Consider the following 15,450-nt stretch of genomic DNA (forward strand, 5'->3'; position numbering starts at 1 on the left):
ATGTCCGCCCACAGCCAGTTCGCCCTGCTGCGGCAACGCCGCTTTCTGCCGTTCTTCGTGGTCCAGGCGCTGGGCGCCTTCAACGACAACGTGTACCGGCAGGCGATCATCGGCCTGCTGTTCTATCTGGGCGTGACGCCGGAGCAGCGCACGCTGTACACCAACCTGGCACCGGCGCTGTTCATCCTGCCGTACTTCCTGTTCTCCTCGCTGGCCGGGCAGATCGCCGAGAAGCTGGAGAAATCGCGGCTGGTGGTCATCACCACCACGATGGAGATCGGCATCATGTCGCTGGCCGCGGTCGGCTTCCTGACCGAGAACATGGCGGTGCTGCTGGTGGCGCTGTTCTGCACCGGCCTGCAATCGACCCTGTTCGGGCCGGTGAAGTATTCGATCCTGCCGTCAGTGCTCAAGCCGGAGGAACTGACCGGCGGCAACGGCCTGGTCGAGATGGGCACCTCGATCTCGATCCTGTGCGGCATGATCCTGGGCGGGCTGATCTTCCAGATCGCCGGCGACCACGGGCCGGTGGCCGCGGCCACCGCGGTGGTGGCGCTGGCGGTCACCGGCAATCTGGTGGCGCGCTGCATCCCCAGGGTCGACGCCGGCGCGCCCGAGCTGAAGATCAACTGGAACCCGCTGCCGGAATCGCTGGCGATCATGCGCCTGACCCGGCGCCAGCTGGCGGTGCGCAACGCCGTGCTCGGCGTGTCCTGGTTCTGGTTCGTCGGCACCGTGCTCACCGCGCAGTTGCCGACCTACGCCGAACTCAACCTGGGCGGCGCGCAGGACCTGTACATCTTCGCCCTGGCGCTGTTCTCGATCGGCACCGGCACCGGCTCGCTGCTGTGCGAGAAGCTGTCCGGGCGCACCGTGGAAATCGGCCTGGTGCCGCTGGGCGCGTTCGGCATCAGCGCCTTCATGCTCGACCTGTATTTCGCCCGGCCCGGCGCCGCGCTGCAGACCGGCCTGGGCATCGGCCAGTTCGTGCACCAGGCCGGCAGCTGGCGGATCATGCTCGACCTGGTCGGCATCGGCCTGTGCACCGGCCTGTTCGTGGTGCCGCTGTTCGCGCTGATCCAGAGCCGCACGCCGAAGGCGGAGCTGTCGCGCGTCATCGCCGGGCTCAACATCCAGAACTCGCTGTTCATCGTGCTGGCGGCGATGATCGGCATCGCCCTGCAGATGCAGCAGCTGCAGCTGTTCGGCACGCGCATCCCGATGCCCGGGCTGAGCATCCCGCAGGTGTTCCTGGCGCTGGCCATCGCCAACGCGCTGGTGGCGATCTGGATCTTCAGCATCGTCCCCGAATTCCTTATGCGCTTCCTCAGCTGGGTGATGGTGCGCACGCTGTACCGGCTGCGCCTGCACGGGGTCGAACGTCACGTGCCCGAGGAAGGGGCCGCGCTGATCGTGTGCAACCACGTCAGCTACATGGACGCACTGGTGCTGGCGGCGGCGATCCCGCGGCCGGTGCGCTTCGTCATGTACTACCGCATCTTCAACATTCCGGTGATGCGCTGGATCTTCCGCACCGCCAAGGCGATCCCGATCGCCGGCGCGCGCGAAGATCCCGAGCTGATGCAGCGCGCGTTCGACGCCATCGACGCCGCGCTGGCCGAAGGCGAACTGGTGTGCATCTTCCCCGAGGGCGCGCTGACCAAGGACGGCGAGATCGCCGCGTTCAAGTCCGGCGTGGAGAAGATCCTGGCGCGCCGCGCGGTGCCGGTGGTGCCGATGGCGTTGCGCAACATGTGGACCAGCATGTGGAGCAAGCGCGATTCGCGGTTGCGGCGCATGCGCGTGCCGCGGCGCTTCCGCGCGCATGTCGAGGTGATCGCCGATGCGCCGGTGGCCGGCGCGCAGGCCACCGCCGAGACCCTGGAAGCCCACGTGCGGCGGCTGCGCGGCGACGCCGCCTGAGCGCGGCGCAGGTGCCGCGGGCGCGCGCTTCGGGTAAATTACCCGGAGGGGAGACGCCACAAGCAGCGGCGTCCATTGCGAAGGACCGAGGACAGTGAATCAGGTCGTACCACCACCAGCGCCCAACGCGACGGGCGTCTATGTGCCCAACAATCTCGTCTGGGCCATCCTCTCCACGCTGTTCTGCTGCCTGCCGCTGGGCATCGTCTCCATCGTCTACGCCTCGCAGGTGGATGGCCGCCGCGCCGCGGGCGACATCGCCGGCGCACGCGAGGCCTCGCGCAAGGCCGGCCTGTGGGCGATGTGGTCCGCGTTCGCGCTGCCGATCCTGATGGCGTTGTGGTTCCTGCTGTTCGGCGGCCTGGCCTTCCTCGGCAGCCTGACCAGCCACTGACCCTGGGCGTTTCCCGTTTCACCACCCAACCACCGGAGCAACACGGATGAATACCACCGCACCGCAAGTGTCCAACAACCTCGTCTGGGCGATCCTGACCACGCTGTTCTGCTGCCTGCCGCTGGGCATCGTGTCCATCGTCTACGCCGCACAGGTCAACACCAAGCTCGCCGCGGGCGACGTGACCGGCGCGCGCGAGTCGGCGGACAAGGCCAAGAAGTGGGCGATCTACTCGGCGATCACCTCGGTGGTGCTGATCGTGCTGTACATGATCTTCATCTTCGCCCTCGGCGGCCTGGGCATGATGCAGCAGGCCTCGGCGTCCTGAGCACCGCGGCCGCCGTCGCCTGCGACGGCGGCCGGCCACACGCGAGCGCCTCCCTGCCATGTCCCTGCCGCGTCTGCAGTCCCTGCCCCGCTGGCTGCCGCTGGCCGCACTGAGCGGCGCCGCGGTGTTCGCCACCGTGGTGCTGCGTCGGGTCGATCCCAACGTCCCCGGCAATCCGCTGCCGGGCTGCCCGTTCCGCGCCCTCACCGGCCTGTATTGCCCCGGCTGCGGCAGCACCCGCTGCCTGCACGCGCTGGTGCATCTGGACCTGGCTCACGCCTGGACCAGCAATCCCCTGCTGGTGGTGGCACTGCCGCTGCTGGCGATCATGGCGCTCAACGCCGCCGGCCTGCGCCTGCGCCCGCTGGCGCCGCTGCTGAAGATCCTCGCCGACCCGCGGCTGTGGCTGTGGGTGCTGCTCGGCTACGCGCTGCTGCGCAACCTGCCCTGGTCTCCCTTCACCCTGCTCGCGCCGCACTGACGGCCTGCCACACCCGCACACCGCAGCGACTCGTCTAGACTCAGCAACTGCCGTGCACCACCCATCAAGGAGATCCACATGAGTACCGTCAGCCCCGTCGCGCCCCCGCCGCCTCCCGCCTCCGGCGTCCCCGGTCCGGTCCCCAATCACCTGGCCTGGGCGATCATCTCGACGGTGCTCGGTTTCTGCCTGTGCTGCCCGGCGCTGATCACCGGCATCGTCGCCATCGTGTTCTCCAGCAAGGTCAACGGCCTGCTCAACCAGGGCGACCTGGAGGGCGCGCGCCGCGCCTCCAACACCGCCAAGACCTGGTGCTGGGTGACCACCGCGCTGGCCATCATCGGCCTGCTGATCAACGTGGTCATGCTCGCCACCGGCGGCATGCAGAGCTACATGGACTACATGCAGCAGATCCAGCACGCGAGCTGATCGGCATGCGCGCCTGGCAACAACGGGCGTGCCTGGGCGCCGCCGCCGCACTCGCGGCCGGCGGCGCCACGCTGTTGTACCGCTTCGACCCCAATGCCGCGAACAACCCGTTCGCGCCGTGCATGTTCCATGCGCTCACCGGCTACTACTGCCCGGGCTGCGGCATGACCCGTGCCCTGCACGCGCTGGTGCACCTGGACCCGGTCGGCGCCTTCGCGATGAATCCCGGCGCGATGCTGGGCCTGGCCCTGCTGCCGGGCCTGATCGCCTGGAAGGCCGGCTGGCGCGCGGCCTGGTTCGCGCCAGTCGTGGGCGTGGTCTCGCGGCCGAATTTCTGGCTGGTCGCGCTGCCGGGCTACTGGATCGCGCGCAACCTGCCGTGGTTCCCGTTCACCCTGCTGGCGCCGCACTAGCCGGCCCGCCGCATCCGCCTCTTCGTGTCGGGTAGCAGGCTGGCACCTGCCGACACGGCTGATGGGCAGCTCTCATCACGTCGGGACGCGTCCCGTAGGAGCGGCTTCAGCCGCGAAGAGCGTTCCCGGTAAGCGCGTCGCGGCTGCAGCCGCTCCTACGCGCCAACGTCATGCGTGGCAGAAGCAGGTTGTCAGAGATGACCTGTGTCGAGAGCGGCCTCAGCTGACCCAGCCGGCGATCACCAGCAGCGCCAGCAGCACCAGCCACAGCAGCAGCACCCGCCACACCTGGCTCATCGCATCGCGCAGTTCGGGCAGGCGCCGCAGCGCCGGCACCACCATGCCCGCGTCGCTGTAGTCGTGCGCCTCGGCATCGAGTTCGCCGCGCACGCTGGCACAGGCCACCGGCCCGAGGAAGCCGGTGTCCAGTTGCCACCGCTTGCCGCCGGCGGCGCGCCAGGCGCCGAACACCGCCTCGAAATTGCCGACCAGGGCCAGCGAGAAGGTCATCAGGTGCGCCACCGGCCATTCCAGCGCCGCCAGCAACGCGCGCGCGCCGGCGGCGGTGGCCGGCGGCAGCCGCGAGGCATAGGGACCGACCGCGGCCAGCGCCAGCAGCCGATAACCCAGCGCACCGAACGGCCCCAACAACAGGAACCAGAACAGCACCGCGAACCAGCGCCGCAGCGCGCTGACCGCCACCGCCTCGACCAGCCCGGCCGGATCCTCACGCAGCGGCCCGCCATCGGCCTGCAGTTGCGCCACCGCCAGGCGTCGCGCGCTGGCGTCATCGGCGTCGATGATCGCTTCGACGTCGGTGTCCAGGTCGCGCGGGCCCCAGCTGAAGGCCAGCACCACGATCCCGAACAGCAGGGTCAGCAGGCCCAGGTGCGGCGCCGCCAGCAGCCACTGCAGCAGGCCGACCAGCAGCAGCGGCGGCAGCAGCGCCAGCGCGATGCCGTAGCGGCCGCGCCAGGCGCTGCCCTCGCCGGCATGCGTGTCCAGCCAGCTCAGCCAGTCGCCGAAGGCGTCGAAGCGGCGCAACGAGGCCACCATGCCGGGCGCGACATGGCCCAGCACCAGGGCGACGATCACAGCGACGAGGGTCGTGAACATGCAGGTCCTCCGGGACCGTTCTGAAGCGGATGCGCGGAACGTGCCGGCGCGGTCAGGCCGGCGCGCCGTGCCGGTACCAATCCTCGATCAGCGCGCGGGCGATGGAGATGCGCGGCGGCAGGCGCAGGCCGTGGCCGTCGTCGGCACTGTCGCCCTGCGCCGCCAGGCGCGCCAGCGCGGCACCGACCTCCTCGCGCTCGAACCAGCGCGCGTCCTCCAGTTCGCCGTCGACCTGCGGCGTGTCCGCCTCCGCCTGCGCACTGAAGCCCAGCATCAGCGCGCCAGGGAACGGCCACGGCTGCGCGCCGTAGTAACGGCAGCTGCCGGGCCGCACCCGCACCTGGGTCTCTTCGGCCACCTCGCGCGCCACCGTCTGTTCCAGCGATTCGCCGGGCTCGACGAAGCCGGCGATCACCGAATAGCGCCGCGCCGGCCAGCTCGCCTGGCGCCCCAGCAGCAGGCGCCGGCCATCGCTGACCGCGACGATCACCGCCGGATCCACCCGCGGATAGTGTTCGCTGGCGCACTGCGTGCAGACGCCGAGGAAGCCGCCGCGCTGCAACGCGATGGTGCCGCCGCACACGCCGCAGAAGCGCGTGCGCGATTGCCAGTGCAGCATCGCGCGGGCATAGGCGAACAGGCCCGCCTCCGGCGCCGGCCATTCGGCCGCGGCGCGGCGCAGGTCGATGCGCTGCGGCGGCGCCAGCGCCTGCGGCAGCGCGTCGGCGGCCAGCGCGAACCAGGCCTGGTCCTGGTCCAGGCCAAGGAAGATGGCCTGCTCTGCCAGCGCACCCAGGGCGGCGGCGCTGGCGATCAGCGGGCGACCGTCGGCATCGGCATGCGCCTGGCCATCGGCTTCCAGCACCAGCACCCGGGCCTGTTCCCAGGCCTGGCGCAGCGCGGCCGTGTCGTTGCGTACGGCATCGGCACGGTCGATCGCAGGACCGGCGAAGGCGAAAGAGGCAGGCGTCGGATCGGACATGCGCCGCAGGGTGCAGGCAAACCGTGCGTCCCGCAAGCCGCAGCGTGTCTACACGCTGAAGCTGCTGCCGCACCCGCAGGTGGTCTTGGCGTTGGGATTGCGGATCACGAACTGCGCCCCGTGCAGGCCTTCGCTGTAATCCACTTCCGCGCCCATCAGGTATTGCAGGCTGAGCGGGTCGACCAGCAGGGTGACCTGGTCGGTCTGCACCGCCAGGTCGTCCTCGGCGCGGTTCTCGTCGAACTCGAAGCCGTACTGGAAGCCGGAACAGCCGCCGCCCTGGATGTAGACGCGCAGCGCCAGCGCGTCGTTGCCTTCCTCGCGGATCAGCTCGCGCACCTTGGCCGCAGCGGCCGCGGTGAAGTTCAACGGCCGGTCCAGGGACTGGTAGTCGGGCGTGGGCGCGGCGCCGGGCAGGGAGACGAGAGTGCTCATGGCGGGAGAATGGGGACGGCGGACGCCCGAATCAAGCCTCGGCGGTGAGCGCGCGCGGCGGCTCGGCGTCGCCGGCGGCCTCGCGGTGCGCTTCCGGCGGCGCCAGTGCGGCGAGGCTGCCGGCGTGGATCAGGCGCCCGGTCAGCTGCGCGCCGGCGTTCATCTCCACCACCTGGTAGTGCACGTTGCCCTGCACCCGCGCCTTCGACGCCAGTTCCACGCGCTCGGCGGCATGCACGTCGCCGATCAGCTGGCCGTTGATGATCACCACCGGTGCGCGCACCTCGCCCTCAATGCTGCCGTGCTCGGACAGGGTCAGCGTGGCCGGCGCACCGTCTTCGGCCACGACCTTGCCGAGGATGCGCCCTTCCACGTAGAGGCCGCCGCTGAACACCAGGTCGCCGCGGATCACCACCTGCGCGCCGATCAGCGTATCGACCACGGTCTGGCCGCTGTTGCGGCTGTTCTTGTTCCCAAACATAGGCTGATTATTCCCCTTTGCCGTTACCGGCCAATGTCCAATCGAAGGTCTGGCTGACCGGCGCCCCGCCGCCGCTCAATGCCACCCGCACCCGTTGCGGGGTGAAGCCCTTGGGCAGGATCACGCTGCCGTCCAGTTGCTGGAAGTAGCGGAACGAGTAGTCCTGCCCGGGCACACCGGTCTTCTGGTGCAGTTCGTCCCAGCCGACGCTGGTCAGTTTGCCGCCGCGCACGCCTTCCACGGTCAGCCGCAGCTGCCCCTGGCTGATCGCGCCGCGGTTGAGGTTCTGGGTCAGCACCACGTTGTAGCGCCAGGTGCCGCCGGCCTCGGCGGAGAACTCCACCGAATGCACGCTCAGGCCCTTGCGCTGGCTGGTCGCGCCGACCAGGCGCTCGTAGAACGCCACATCGGCACGCAGCCCGGCGATCTCCTCGTCGCGCTCTGCCAGCGAACTCTGCACCTCGTTGTTGGCGGCGCGGCTGATCTGGTCGGAGCGGGCCAGGGTCGCCTGGCGCTGGTTGAGCGTCTCGATCTGCCGCTGCTGCGCCTGCAGGTTGCGTTCGGCCTCGCGCAACTGCGCGCTGACCGCACCGAGCCGCGGCGCGGCCTGGCGGCTGGCCAGCCACCAGGTCAGGGCCAGCGACAGCAGCCACAGCCCGGCGAGCAGCAACCACAGCCCGCGGCCACGGCGGGGCGCGGCGCCATTGGCCACGATCTGGAAACGGGGAACGGGTCGGTTCATGCGCGCTGCCGCGCCACCGAGGCGGCGCCGGCGTCGATCCTCGCGGGTCGGCCTGCTGGGCCACCTAGTGTAAGCCACCCTCCTGAGCGGCGCCGGACTGCGCGGCCGGCCCGCGCCGCGGGCTGGCCTTCGTGGCGGGCTTGGCCGATAGTGGCCGGCATCCGTGCAGTTGCAGGAGCGCCTGCCATGACCGACGCCCATCTCTTCGTAATCGGCATCCTGCTGGCCTGGCTGGCCGGCATCCGCGTCTACCTCACCGTGTTCGGCATCGGCCTGGCCGGCCTGCTCGGCTGGCTGGAGCTGCCGCCGGCGCTGCAGGCGACGCAGTCGTGGTGGGTGCTCGGCACCTCCGGCGCGCTGGCGCTGGCCGAGTTCTTCGCCGACAAGATCCCCGGCGTGGATTCGGTGTGGGACCTGCTGCAGACCCTGACCCGGATTCCGGCCGGCGCCTTCCTGGCCGCGGCCACGCTTTCGCCCGACGGCCAGCTGAGCGCCGGCGCGCTGGCCACCGGCGCCGGCGTGGCGCTGACCAGCCACGCGCTCAAGGCCGGCACCCGCGCCCTGCTCAACACCTCGCCGGAACCGGCCAGCAACTGGATCGCCTCGCTGGCCGAGGATTCGGTGGTGATCGCCGCGCTGGCCCTGGCCCTCGCGCACCCGTGGCTGGCGCTGGCCGTCGTGCTGGCGGCGAGCGCGCTCGGCGCGTTGCTGGTGTGGTGGACGTGGCGCCTGCTGTGGCGGGGCATGCGCCGCCTGCTGGCCTCGCCGACAGCGACGGCCGGCCCCCCCTCGCAGCCCGGCGCACAGCCATCGTGAACTTCGTCGCATAATTGGACGCGCCCCAGGAACCAGACGCGATGCCCGCCAACGACACCGCTCCGCTTTCCCATCGCGAGGACGCGCGCGCGCGCCATGTCCGCGCCGAGACCCCGCCGCCGCACTACTGGCGGCGCTGGGTCGGCGATGCGCAGCGCGCGGCGCCCGGCGATCCCGCCGCCGGTGACGGCATGGCCCATCCGGTGCCCACCGAACTGGCGGCAGCCGCCATGCCGCTGGCCGGCAGCGAGCACGACGACGACACGGCCGACGCCAACGCGGCCGCCTTCGTCGTCGCCGACGCCGCCTCCGATCCCGCCGCACAGGCCGCGGCCGCGCCGTACCGCGTGCTGATCGTCGAGGACGACCGCGCGCAGGCGCTGTTTGCGCAGAGCGTGCTGCATGGCGCCGGCATGCATGCGCAGGTGCAGATGCAGGCCGAAGGCGTGCAGCAGGCCATCGTCGACTACCGGCCGGACCTGATCCTGATGGACCTGCACATGCCGGGACTGGACGGCATGCGCCTGACCGCGCTGATCCGCCAGCAGCCGCAGCACCAACTGCTGCCGATCGTGTTCCTGTCCGGCGACGCCGATCCGGAGCTGGAATACGAAGTGCTCGACAGCGGCGCCGACGACTTCCTGACCAAGCCGATCCGGCCGCGGCACCTGATCGCCGCGGTCTCCAACCGCATCCGCCGCGCCCGCCAGCAGGCCCAGCAAGGCCACGCCGAGGCGGTGCCGCTGAACAATCCCGAGACCGGCCTGCCGACCCGCGCCCATGTGCTGCAGTTGCTGGACACGACGCTGCGCGCGCGCCGCCCCGGCAGCCTGTACTTCATCGAGATCGCCAGCGCGCTCGGCCTGCGCGAACGCTATGGCTACGCCGCGTTCGAGCGGCTGATGGTGCAGGCCGGGCGCCGCCTGGCCGGCATCACCGCGCCGCAGCCGCTGGCGCGGCTCAACGACAACAGCTTCCTGCTGCTGGCCGACGACGCCGATGCCGACGCGCAGCGGCAACGCGCGCAGAGCCTGCGCGACACCCTGTCCGGCCACGCCTTCCCGTTGCGCGAGGACGAGGCGCTGCACCTGCGCTGCGCGATCGGCTACGCCGACTTCGGCCATGGCTTCGAGGACGCCGGCAGCGCGCTCGAAGCGGTCGAGCGCACCGCGCTGCAGGCGCGGCTGCATCCGCAGAGCATCGCCGCCTACGTGCCGCCGCGCACGGACGAGGACCTGCAGCGCATCGCGATGCTGGAGGGACAACTGGAACCGGCCTACCAGCCGATCGTCGCCGTCGCCGGCGGCGACATCGCCCAGTACCAGGTGCTGCTGCGCCTGCGCCAGCGCGACGGCAGCCTGCTCTCGGCCGGCCAGGTGCTGCCGGCCGCCGAGGCCGGCGGACGCCTCGCCGACCTCGACCAGCAGGTGCTGGACCACGCGCTGGGCCTGCTGCATCTGTACCAGCACGCCACTCCGCCGCTGCGCCTGTTCGTCTCGCAGTCCACGCGCACGCTGGCGCGCACCGCCTTCGCCGAGTGGCTGATCGACACCATCGGCCGGCGCAGCGTCACCGGCACCTCGCTGGTGATCGACCTGCGCCTGGACGATGCGCTGGTCCACACCGCCACGCTGCAGCAGTTCTGCGCACGGCTGATGCCGCTGGGCGTGCAGTTCTGCATCAGCCAGTTCGAACCCGGCGCCGAGGCCGAAGCGCTGCTGGCGCATCTGCCGCTGGGCTATCTGCGCCTGTCGGCGCGCTTCGCCGGCGCGCATGCCGATCCCGAACTGCGCGACCAGCTGCGCGCCACCATCGACCTGGCGCACCGCGCCGGCCTGCTGATCATCGGCCAGCAGATCGAACAGGCGCAGGCCGCGGCCGCGATGTGGATGGGCGGAGTCGACTTCATCCAGGGCAACCTGGTGCAGTCGGTCGGCGACCAGCTGAACTTCGACTTCCAGAACGCGGTGCTCTAGCCATGTCCGACCGCAGACGTCGGCCCGTTCCGCGGCCGGCGACCTTCGCCGCGGCGCTCGCCGTCGCCGGCACCTTGCTGGCGCTGCCGCCGCTGGCGCTGCCGTTGCCGCCGCTGTGGCATTGGCTGGCGCCGCTGTGCATGGCCGCCGCCGCGGCGCTGGCCACCCTGGCTGGCTGCCGCGCGCGCCAGCAGATCGAACGCCTGGATGCGGCGCTGGCGCGTGCCGCGCTGGCCGAGTCCGAGCGCAACGCCCTGCAACACGACGTGCACGTGCGCGAACGGCTGGAACAGGAACTGCTGCAGGCCAAGCAGGCCGCCGAGGCCGCCGTGCTGGCCAAGGGCGAGTTCCTGGCGACGATGAGCCACGAGATCCGCACCCCGCTCAACGGCATCATCCCGATGCTGGAACTGATCGGGCGCGGCCCGCTCGGCCTGGACCAGCGCGAGATGCTGCGCGCGGCCAACACCTCCTCGCTGCAACTGCTGCGCATCGTCGACGACATCCTCGATTACTCCAAGCTGGAAGCGAACCGGCTGGAGCTGGAGATCACCACCTTCAACCTGCGCGAACTGCTCGACGGCGTGCTGGAGCTGATGCAGCGCGCAGCCGAGGCCAAGGGCCTGCGCATGGCGCTGCAACTGGACCCGGCGGTGCGCCTGCCGGTGCGCGGCGATCCGGTGCGCCTGCGCCAGGTGCTGAGCAACCTGCTCGGCAACGCGGTCAAGTTCACCGCGCGCGGCGGCATCGACCTGGGCGTGCGCCGGCTCGGCGAAACCCCGGCACAGCACCTGCTGCGCTTCGAGGTACGCGACACCGGCATCGGCATCAGCGCCGAGCGCCAGGAGCATCTGTTCCAGGCGTTCACGCAAGCCGACGCCTCCACCACCCGCCTGTACGGCGGCACCGGGCTGGGCCTGACCATCTGCAAGCGCATCGTCGAGCTGATGGGCGGGCGCATCGGCGTGGCGTCGCGGCAGGGCCAGGGCGCCACGTTCTGGTTCGAGATCCCGCTGCTGAAGGTGATCGGCGACCTGCCGCAGAATCCGGGCGGCCTGCCGCGGCTGCATGCGCTGCTGGTCGGCGCCGACCAGCGCCTGCAGCAGCGCCTGGGCGTGCTGCTGCCGAACTGGGGCGTGCAGGTGAGCAAGGTCGATTCGACCCAGGAGGCGCTGGAGCGGCTGCGCGGCAACGGCAGTGGCGGTAGCGTGCGCCCGACCTACGATCTGGTGATCGGCGACCTGGATGGCCTGCGGCAGAGCGCGCGCGCCCTGCAACGCGCGGTGGCGCGCCTGCCGGCGCCACAGACCGCGCGGCTGATCTGGCTGTACGGCGAGGCCGACATTCCCGAGGAAATCCGCGCGCACGGCGCGCTGCTGTCGCGGCAGGCCGCCGACATCGACCTGCGCAGCATGCTGGCGCTGGCCCCGGCGACGCCGAGCCTGGCCAGCGACACCACTGGCGATGGCGCCGACACCGCCGACGCGTTCTACCACGATGCCTTCGCGACGGACGTCATGGACGCGCCCGCACCGGCCCGCGCCGCGGAACCGACGACCATCGTGGCCGACGCGCCGCCGCCGCGCAGCGGCTACCGTCTGCTGCTGGTCGAGGACAATCCGGTCAACCTGATGGTGGCGCGGCGGCTGCTGGAATCGCTCGGCCACCACGCCGACAGCGTCGAGGACGGCGCCGCCGCATTGGCCCAGTTGTCGCTGCAGCCGTACGACCTGGTGATGATGGACTGCCAGATGCCGGTGCTGGACGGCTACGCCGCTACCCGGCAGTGGCGCCAGCGCGAGGCCGATGCGTCGCGGCCGCGCCTGCCGATCGTGGCGATGACCGCCAATGCGATGGCCGGCGACCGCCAGCGCTGCCTCGATGCCGGCATGGACGACTACCTGTCCAAGCCGCTCGACCGCGCGCGGCTGGAGGACTGCCTGCAGCGCTGGCTGCCGGCGCAGCCGGCGGCCGCGCCGGAGGCGGATGCAGCCGTGAACGGGTCCGCGACGATCGCCAGCGGGCCAGCGGCAGATGTGCTTGCCGACGCGATGCATGTCGAATCGCAGGACACCCGCCACCCCTTCATGCACACGGCGGACGCTGCCACGGCGTCCAGCCCCACCACCACCACGTCGACCGCCTCGATGCCATCGCCCGATCACGCCACGCTCGACGCCCCCCCGGCAGTGCCTGCGCTGGAACAAGACGCGGCATCGCGCGGCGCCACCGCAACGTCGACGCCGCCGCTCGCCGCGCCGGAGGCAGACGATCCGGAACCGCCATCAGCGGTGCCGGCGCCGGTGCTGGAGATCGCCGTGCTCGACGAGTTGCGCGAGGTCATCGGCTCGGCCAGCGTGGCGCAGATCGTCGAACTGTTCCTGGCCGATGCGCCGCTGCTGATCCAGCGCCTGGAGCAGGCTGCGGCGACGGCGCAGAGCGACGCGCTGCGCGAGGCCGCGCACACGCTGAAGTCCTCGGCCGCCAACCTCGGCGCGCTGGCGCTGTCGGCGGCGGCGCTGCGCATCGAGTCGGGCGTGCGCACCGGCACGTTGGATCGTCCGGTGGTCGCGGTCGCCCTGGTGATCGCCGAATTCGCGCGCGCGCGCCTGGCGCTGAACGGCTACCGCGCCAGTGTCCGCGACACCACCGAACCCGCCGCACCCTAGCGCGGTATCGCACTACGGCGCGTCTGCAGGCGACACGATCGCCCGCAAGACCCGGCCACAGTGCATCGAAGACATCGACGCACGGCCTGGTGCCTCTCTCGTAGGAGCGGCTTCAGCCGCGACAGGACGTTATCGGTGACGCCATCGCGGCTGAAGCCGCTCCTACAGCACACTGGCGCTGTGCATGAAGGCGTCGTGGTGCAGCATGACCTTTTCCAAGGCGCATGCTCCGCGTGCGATCACGCGCATAGGACGCGCGAGATTCAGCAGCAAAGTATTGCGGTTGATCCGCACAGGAAGGTCTCGCTGCGCTTGCGCCGTACCGCCGCAGTCGCCGCCTGCCCGGTGCGTGCAGAAATGGCTTCAGTCGCGACGATCACCATCAACGCGTCGCGGCTGAAGCCGCTCCCACAGGAGAGCGACGTCGTGCGACGCCGATGCCATGTCGGCCATAGGGATTCGCAGGAGCGGCATGTGCTGCTGTTCGGGATCGGCGGCGACTTTCGGCCTGCAACGCGTCGCGGCGGAAGCCGTTCCAACAGAAAAAGCAACGTCGCACGATGCGGATGCCATGTCGTCACCATGGACTCGCGCAGAAGCAGCATGTGCCACAGCACGGGATCAGCGGCGACCTTCCGCCACGCGTCGCGGCTGAAGCCGCTCCTACACGTGCATGTCAGCGCCATTCCGGACATGTCAGCGCCATCCCGGAGCGCAGAGCGAACAACATCCTGCGCGGCGCGGACACAGGCCAGCGCCGCGGCGTCATGCGTCGACGACTCAGTCGTCGAGCTTGGTCAGCAGGTAGTTCGGCTCGCCGATCCGGTCGATCAGGTCGAGCTGCGTTTCCAGCCAGTCGATGTGCTCTTCTTCCGATTCCAGGATGTCGGCCAGCAACTGGCGGCTGACGTAGTCCTGGATCGATTCGGCGTAGGCGATGCCTTCGCGCAGGGTGACCGTGCCGTCCTGCTCCAGCGCCAGGTCGCACTCGAGGATTTCCTTGGGGTTCTCGCCGATGCGCAGCTTGCCCAACGCCTGGAAGTTGGGGAGCCCCTCGAGGAAGAGGATGCGGTCCGCCAGCTTGTCGGCGTGCTTCATCTCGTCGATGGATTCCTTGTACTCGTGCTCGGCCAGTTCCTTCAGACCCCAGTTCTTCAGCATCTTGGCGTGCAGGAAGTACTGGTTGATCGCGGTCAGCTCGTTGTAGAGGACCTTGTTGAGGAACTCGATGACTTTGCTGTCGCCCTTCATTGCATCGCTCGCGTAAGCCGGAAAGCGCAGACTCTAGCGAATCGCGCTGCGACGTGAAGGAACGCGAATCGTGATCATCCCGCGCTGCAGCGCGGCGACGGCCTCAGGCGGCGCGGGCCAGGCCGCCCAGCACCGGCAACGGCAGCTCGCGGCTCAGCGCGCGCTCCAGCAGGTCGCCGGCCATGTCCAGGCAGGAGCCGCAGGTGGCCCCGCAGCCCGTGCGCATGGTCAGTTCGGACACGCTGCGGCAGCCGGCTTCGGCGGCTTCTCGGATCTGGCGATCGGTGACCCCATTGCAGATGCAGACGTACACGGCGGGCTTGGCGGCGGACGGCGCGGACTGCGCCTGGCGCCCATTCAAACCAAAGTGAGAATGGTTGTCAATTCCGCCCGTTAATCGTTATTAATCCGCGCCGCCCAGGGCCCGCCGCGCTTGCGTGGACGCTTGCGCGGCCGCTCGTGGCCCGCCGTATTGCCCGGCAGCCAGGCCTCCTGGGCCAGGGTCGGCATGGCGCGGATGCCGGCGCCAGCGATGGTCTGCGCCAGCGGCGCCAGGTGGCGCAGCGCCCGCGCGTAGACCCCGCGCTTGAACAGCACGACGTGCTCCACCGGGTACCAGAAATCGACCCAGCGCCAGTGGTCGAATTCCGGCGTCTCGGTCAGTTCCAGATTGAGCTGGCTCTCGTCGCACTGCATCCGCAACAGGAACCAGACCTGCTTCTGGCCGATGCAGACCTGGCGTTCGTTGCGGCGGATGGCCCGGCTGGGCAGGCGATAGCGCAGCCAACCGGGGGTGGCGCCGAGCACTTCCACATGCTCGGGCAACAGCCCGGTTTCTTCGCGCAACTCGCGGTACATGGCCTCCACCGGGGTCTCGTCGGTGTTCATGCCGCCTTGCGGGAACTGCCAGCCGTCCCGGCGCACACGGCGTGCCCAGAACACCTGACCATCCGGCCGCATCAGCACGATGCCTACGTTCGGTCGATAGCCGTCCGGATCGATCACGATGCGGAC

18 protein-coding genes are annotated in these 15,450 nt (G+C 70.4%); 9 read left to right on the top strand and 9 right to left on the bottom strand.

Annotation, left to right across the window (positions count from 1 at the left end):
- The 6 genes from PIQ37_RS16455 (at window position 1) to PIQ37_RS16480 (ending at window position 3,968) form a co-directional block, all read left to right on the top strand.
- Window positions 1–1,923 (top strand): MFS transporter, encoded by a 1,923-nt coding sequence (locus tag PIQ37_RS16455; protein WP_342074285.1) that lies wholly within the window; start codon window positions 1–3, stop codon window positions 1,921–1,923.
- A 94-nt stretch (window positions 1,924–2,017) separates the two neighbouring features.
- Entirely contained in the window at window positions 2,018–2,317 is a 300-nt protein-coding gene (locus PIQ37_RS16460) for a CD225/dispanin family protein (RefSeq protein WP_048489319.1), read from the top strand.
- Window positions 2,318–2,363: 46 nt separating this feature from the next.
- On the top strand, window positions 2,364–2,645 hold the full coding sequence (locus PIQ37_RS16465) for a CD225/dispanin family protein (RefSeq protein ID WP_342074286.1): 282 nt from the start codon (window positions 2,364–2,366) through the stop codon (window positions 2,643–2,645).
- Between the two features lie 58 nt (window positions 2,646–2,703).
- The gene (locus PIQ37_RS16470; protein WP_342074287.1) at window positions 2,704–3,126 is read left to right on the top strand and encodes a DUF2752 domain-containing protein; all 423 of its coding nucleotides are present in this window, start codon (window positions 2,704–2,706) and stop codon (window positions 3,124–3,126) included.
- A 78-nt stretch (window positions 3,127–3,204) separates the two neighbouring features.
- Window positions 3,205–3,555: a CD225/dispanin family protein gene (locus tag PIQ37_RS16475; protein ID WP_242160207.1), complete on the top strand. Its 351-nt coding sequence runs from the start codon at window positions 3,205–3,207 to the stop codon at window positions 3,553–3,555.
- 5 nt (window positions 3,556–3,560) lie between these two features.
- Window positions 3,561–3,968 (top strand): DUF2752 domain-containing protein, encoded by a 408-nt coding sequence (locus tag PIQ37_RS16480; protein WP_342074288.1) that lies wholly within the window; start codon window positions 3,561–3,563, stop codon window positions 3,966–3,968.
- A 219-nt stretch (window positions 3,969–4,187) separates the two neighbouring features.
- Here PIQ37_RS16480 and PIQ37_RS16485 read toward each other — a convergent pair whose 3' ends face one another.
- From PIQ37_RS16485 to PIQ37_RS16505, 5 genes are read right to left on the bottom strand one after another with little or no spacing between them, the layout of a single operon-like run.
- Window positions 4,188–5,084 (bottom strand): hypothetical protein, encoded by an 897-nt coding sequence (locus tag PIQ37_RS16485; RefSeq protein ID WP_342074289.1) that lies wholly within the window; start codon window positions 5,082–5,084, stop codon window positions 4,188–4,190.
- A gap of 52 nt (window positions 5,085–5,136) precedes the next feature.
- Entirely contained in the window at window positions 5,137–6,066 is a 930-nt protein-coding gene (nudC, locus tag PIQ37_RS16490; protein WP_342074290.1) for an NAD(+) diphosphatase, read from the bottom strand.
- 48 nt (window positions 6,067–6,114) lie between these two features.
- Entirely contained in the window at window positions 6,115–6,501 is a 387-nt protein-coding gene (gene erpA, locus PIQ37_RS16495) for an iron-sulfur cluster insertion protein ErpA (protein ID WP_017908990.1), read from the bottom strand.
- 31 nt (window positions 6,502–6,532) lie between these two features.
- Window positions 6,533–6,982, bottom strand: coding sequence for a bactofilin family protein (locus PIQ37_RS16500; protein WP_017908989.1), 450 nt, complete (start codon window positions 6,980–6,982; stop codon window positions 6,533–6,535).
- Between the two features lie 7 nt (window positions 6,983–6,989).
- Window positions 6,990–7,724, bottom strand: coding sequence for a DUF6776 family protein (locus PIQ37_RS16505; protein WP_043093568.1), 735 nt, complete (start codon window positions 7,722–7,724; stop codon window positions 6,990–6,992).
- 186 nt (window positions 7,725–7,910) lie between these two features.
- Between PIQ37_RS16505 and PIQ37_RS16510 the strand changes: the two genes are divergently transcribed.
- Genes PIQ37_RS16510 through PIQ37_RS16520 form a run of 3 tightly spaced genes read left to right on the top strand, consistent with a single transcriptional unit; the run spans window position 7,911 to window position 13,185 of the window.
- Window positions 7,911–8,540, top strand: coding sequence for a DUF4126 domain-containing protein (locus tag PIQ37_RS16510; RefSeq protein WP_342074291.1), 630 nt, complete (start codon window positions 7,911–7,913; stop codon window positions 8,538–8,540).
- A gap of 41 nt (window positions 8,541–8,581) precedes the next feature.
- Window positions 8,582–10,516, top strand: a complete 1,935-nt coding sequence (locus PIQ37_RS16515; protein ID WP_342074292.1) for an EAL domain-containing protein — start codon at window positions 8,582–8,584, stop codon at window positions 10,514–10,516.
- A 2-nt stretch (window positions 10,517–10,518) separates the two neighbouring features.
- Window positions 10,519–13,185: a hybrid sensor histidine kinase/response regulator gene (locus PIQ37_RS16520; RefSeq protein ID WP_342074293.1), complete on the top strand. Its 2,667-nt coding sequence runs from the start codon at window positions 10,519–10,521 to the stop codon at window positions 13,183–13,185.
- Between the two features lie 263 nt (window positions 13,186–13,448).
- Here the strand turns inward: PIQ37_RS16520 and PIQ37_RS16525 are convergent, their stop codons facing one another.
- The 4 genes from PIQ37_RS16525 to PIQ37_RS16540 all read right to left on the bottom strand — a co-directional run bounded on the left by PIQ37_RS16525 (window position 13,449) and on the right by PIQ37_RS16540 (window position 15,441).
- On the bottom strand, window positions 13,449–13,880 hold the full coding sequence (locus tag PIQ37_RS16525; RefSeq protein ID WP_342074294.1) for a hypothetical protein: 432 nt from the start codon (window positions 13,878–13,880) through the stop codon (window positions 13,449–13,451).
- Window positions 13,881–13,965: 85 nt separating this feature from the next.
- The gene (bfr, locus tag PIQ37_RS16530) at window positions 13,966–14,436 is read right to left on the bottom strand and encodes a bacterioferritin (protein ID WP_017910327.1); all 471 of its coding nucleotides are present in this window, start codon (window positions 14,434–14,436) and stop codon (window positions 13,966–13,968) included.
- Between the two features lie 103 nt (window positions 14,437–14,539).
- A complete protein-coding gene (locus PIQ37_RS16535; RefSeq protein ID WP_017912292.1) occupies window positions 14,540–14,749 on the bottom strand; it encodes a (2Fe-2S)-binding protein in 210 nt (69 codons plus the stop codon).
- 80 nt (window positions 14,750–14,829) lie between these two features.
- Window positions 14,830–15,441, bottom strand: a complete 612-nt coding sequence (locus tag PIQ37_RS16540) for an RNA pyrophosphohydrolase (RefSeq protein ID WP_010341422.1) — start codon at window positions 15,439–15,441, stop codon at window positions 14,830–14,832.
- Window positions 15,442–15,450 lie beyond the last annotated feature (9 nt).

The organism is Xanthomonas protegens (genome assembly GCF_038442435.1).
In the GTDB taxonomy this organism is placed as follows: Bacteria; Pseudomonadota; Gammaproteobacteria; order Xanthomonadales; family Xanthomonadaceae; genus Xanthomonas_A; species Xanthomonas_A sontii.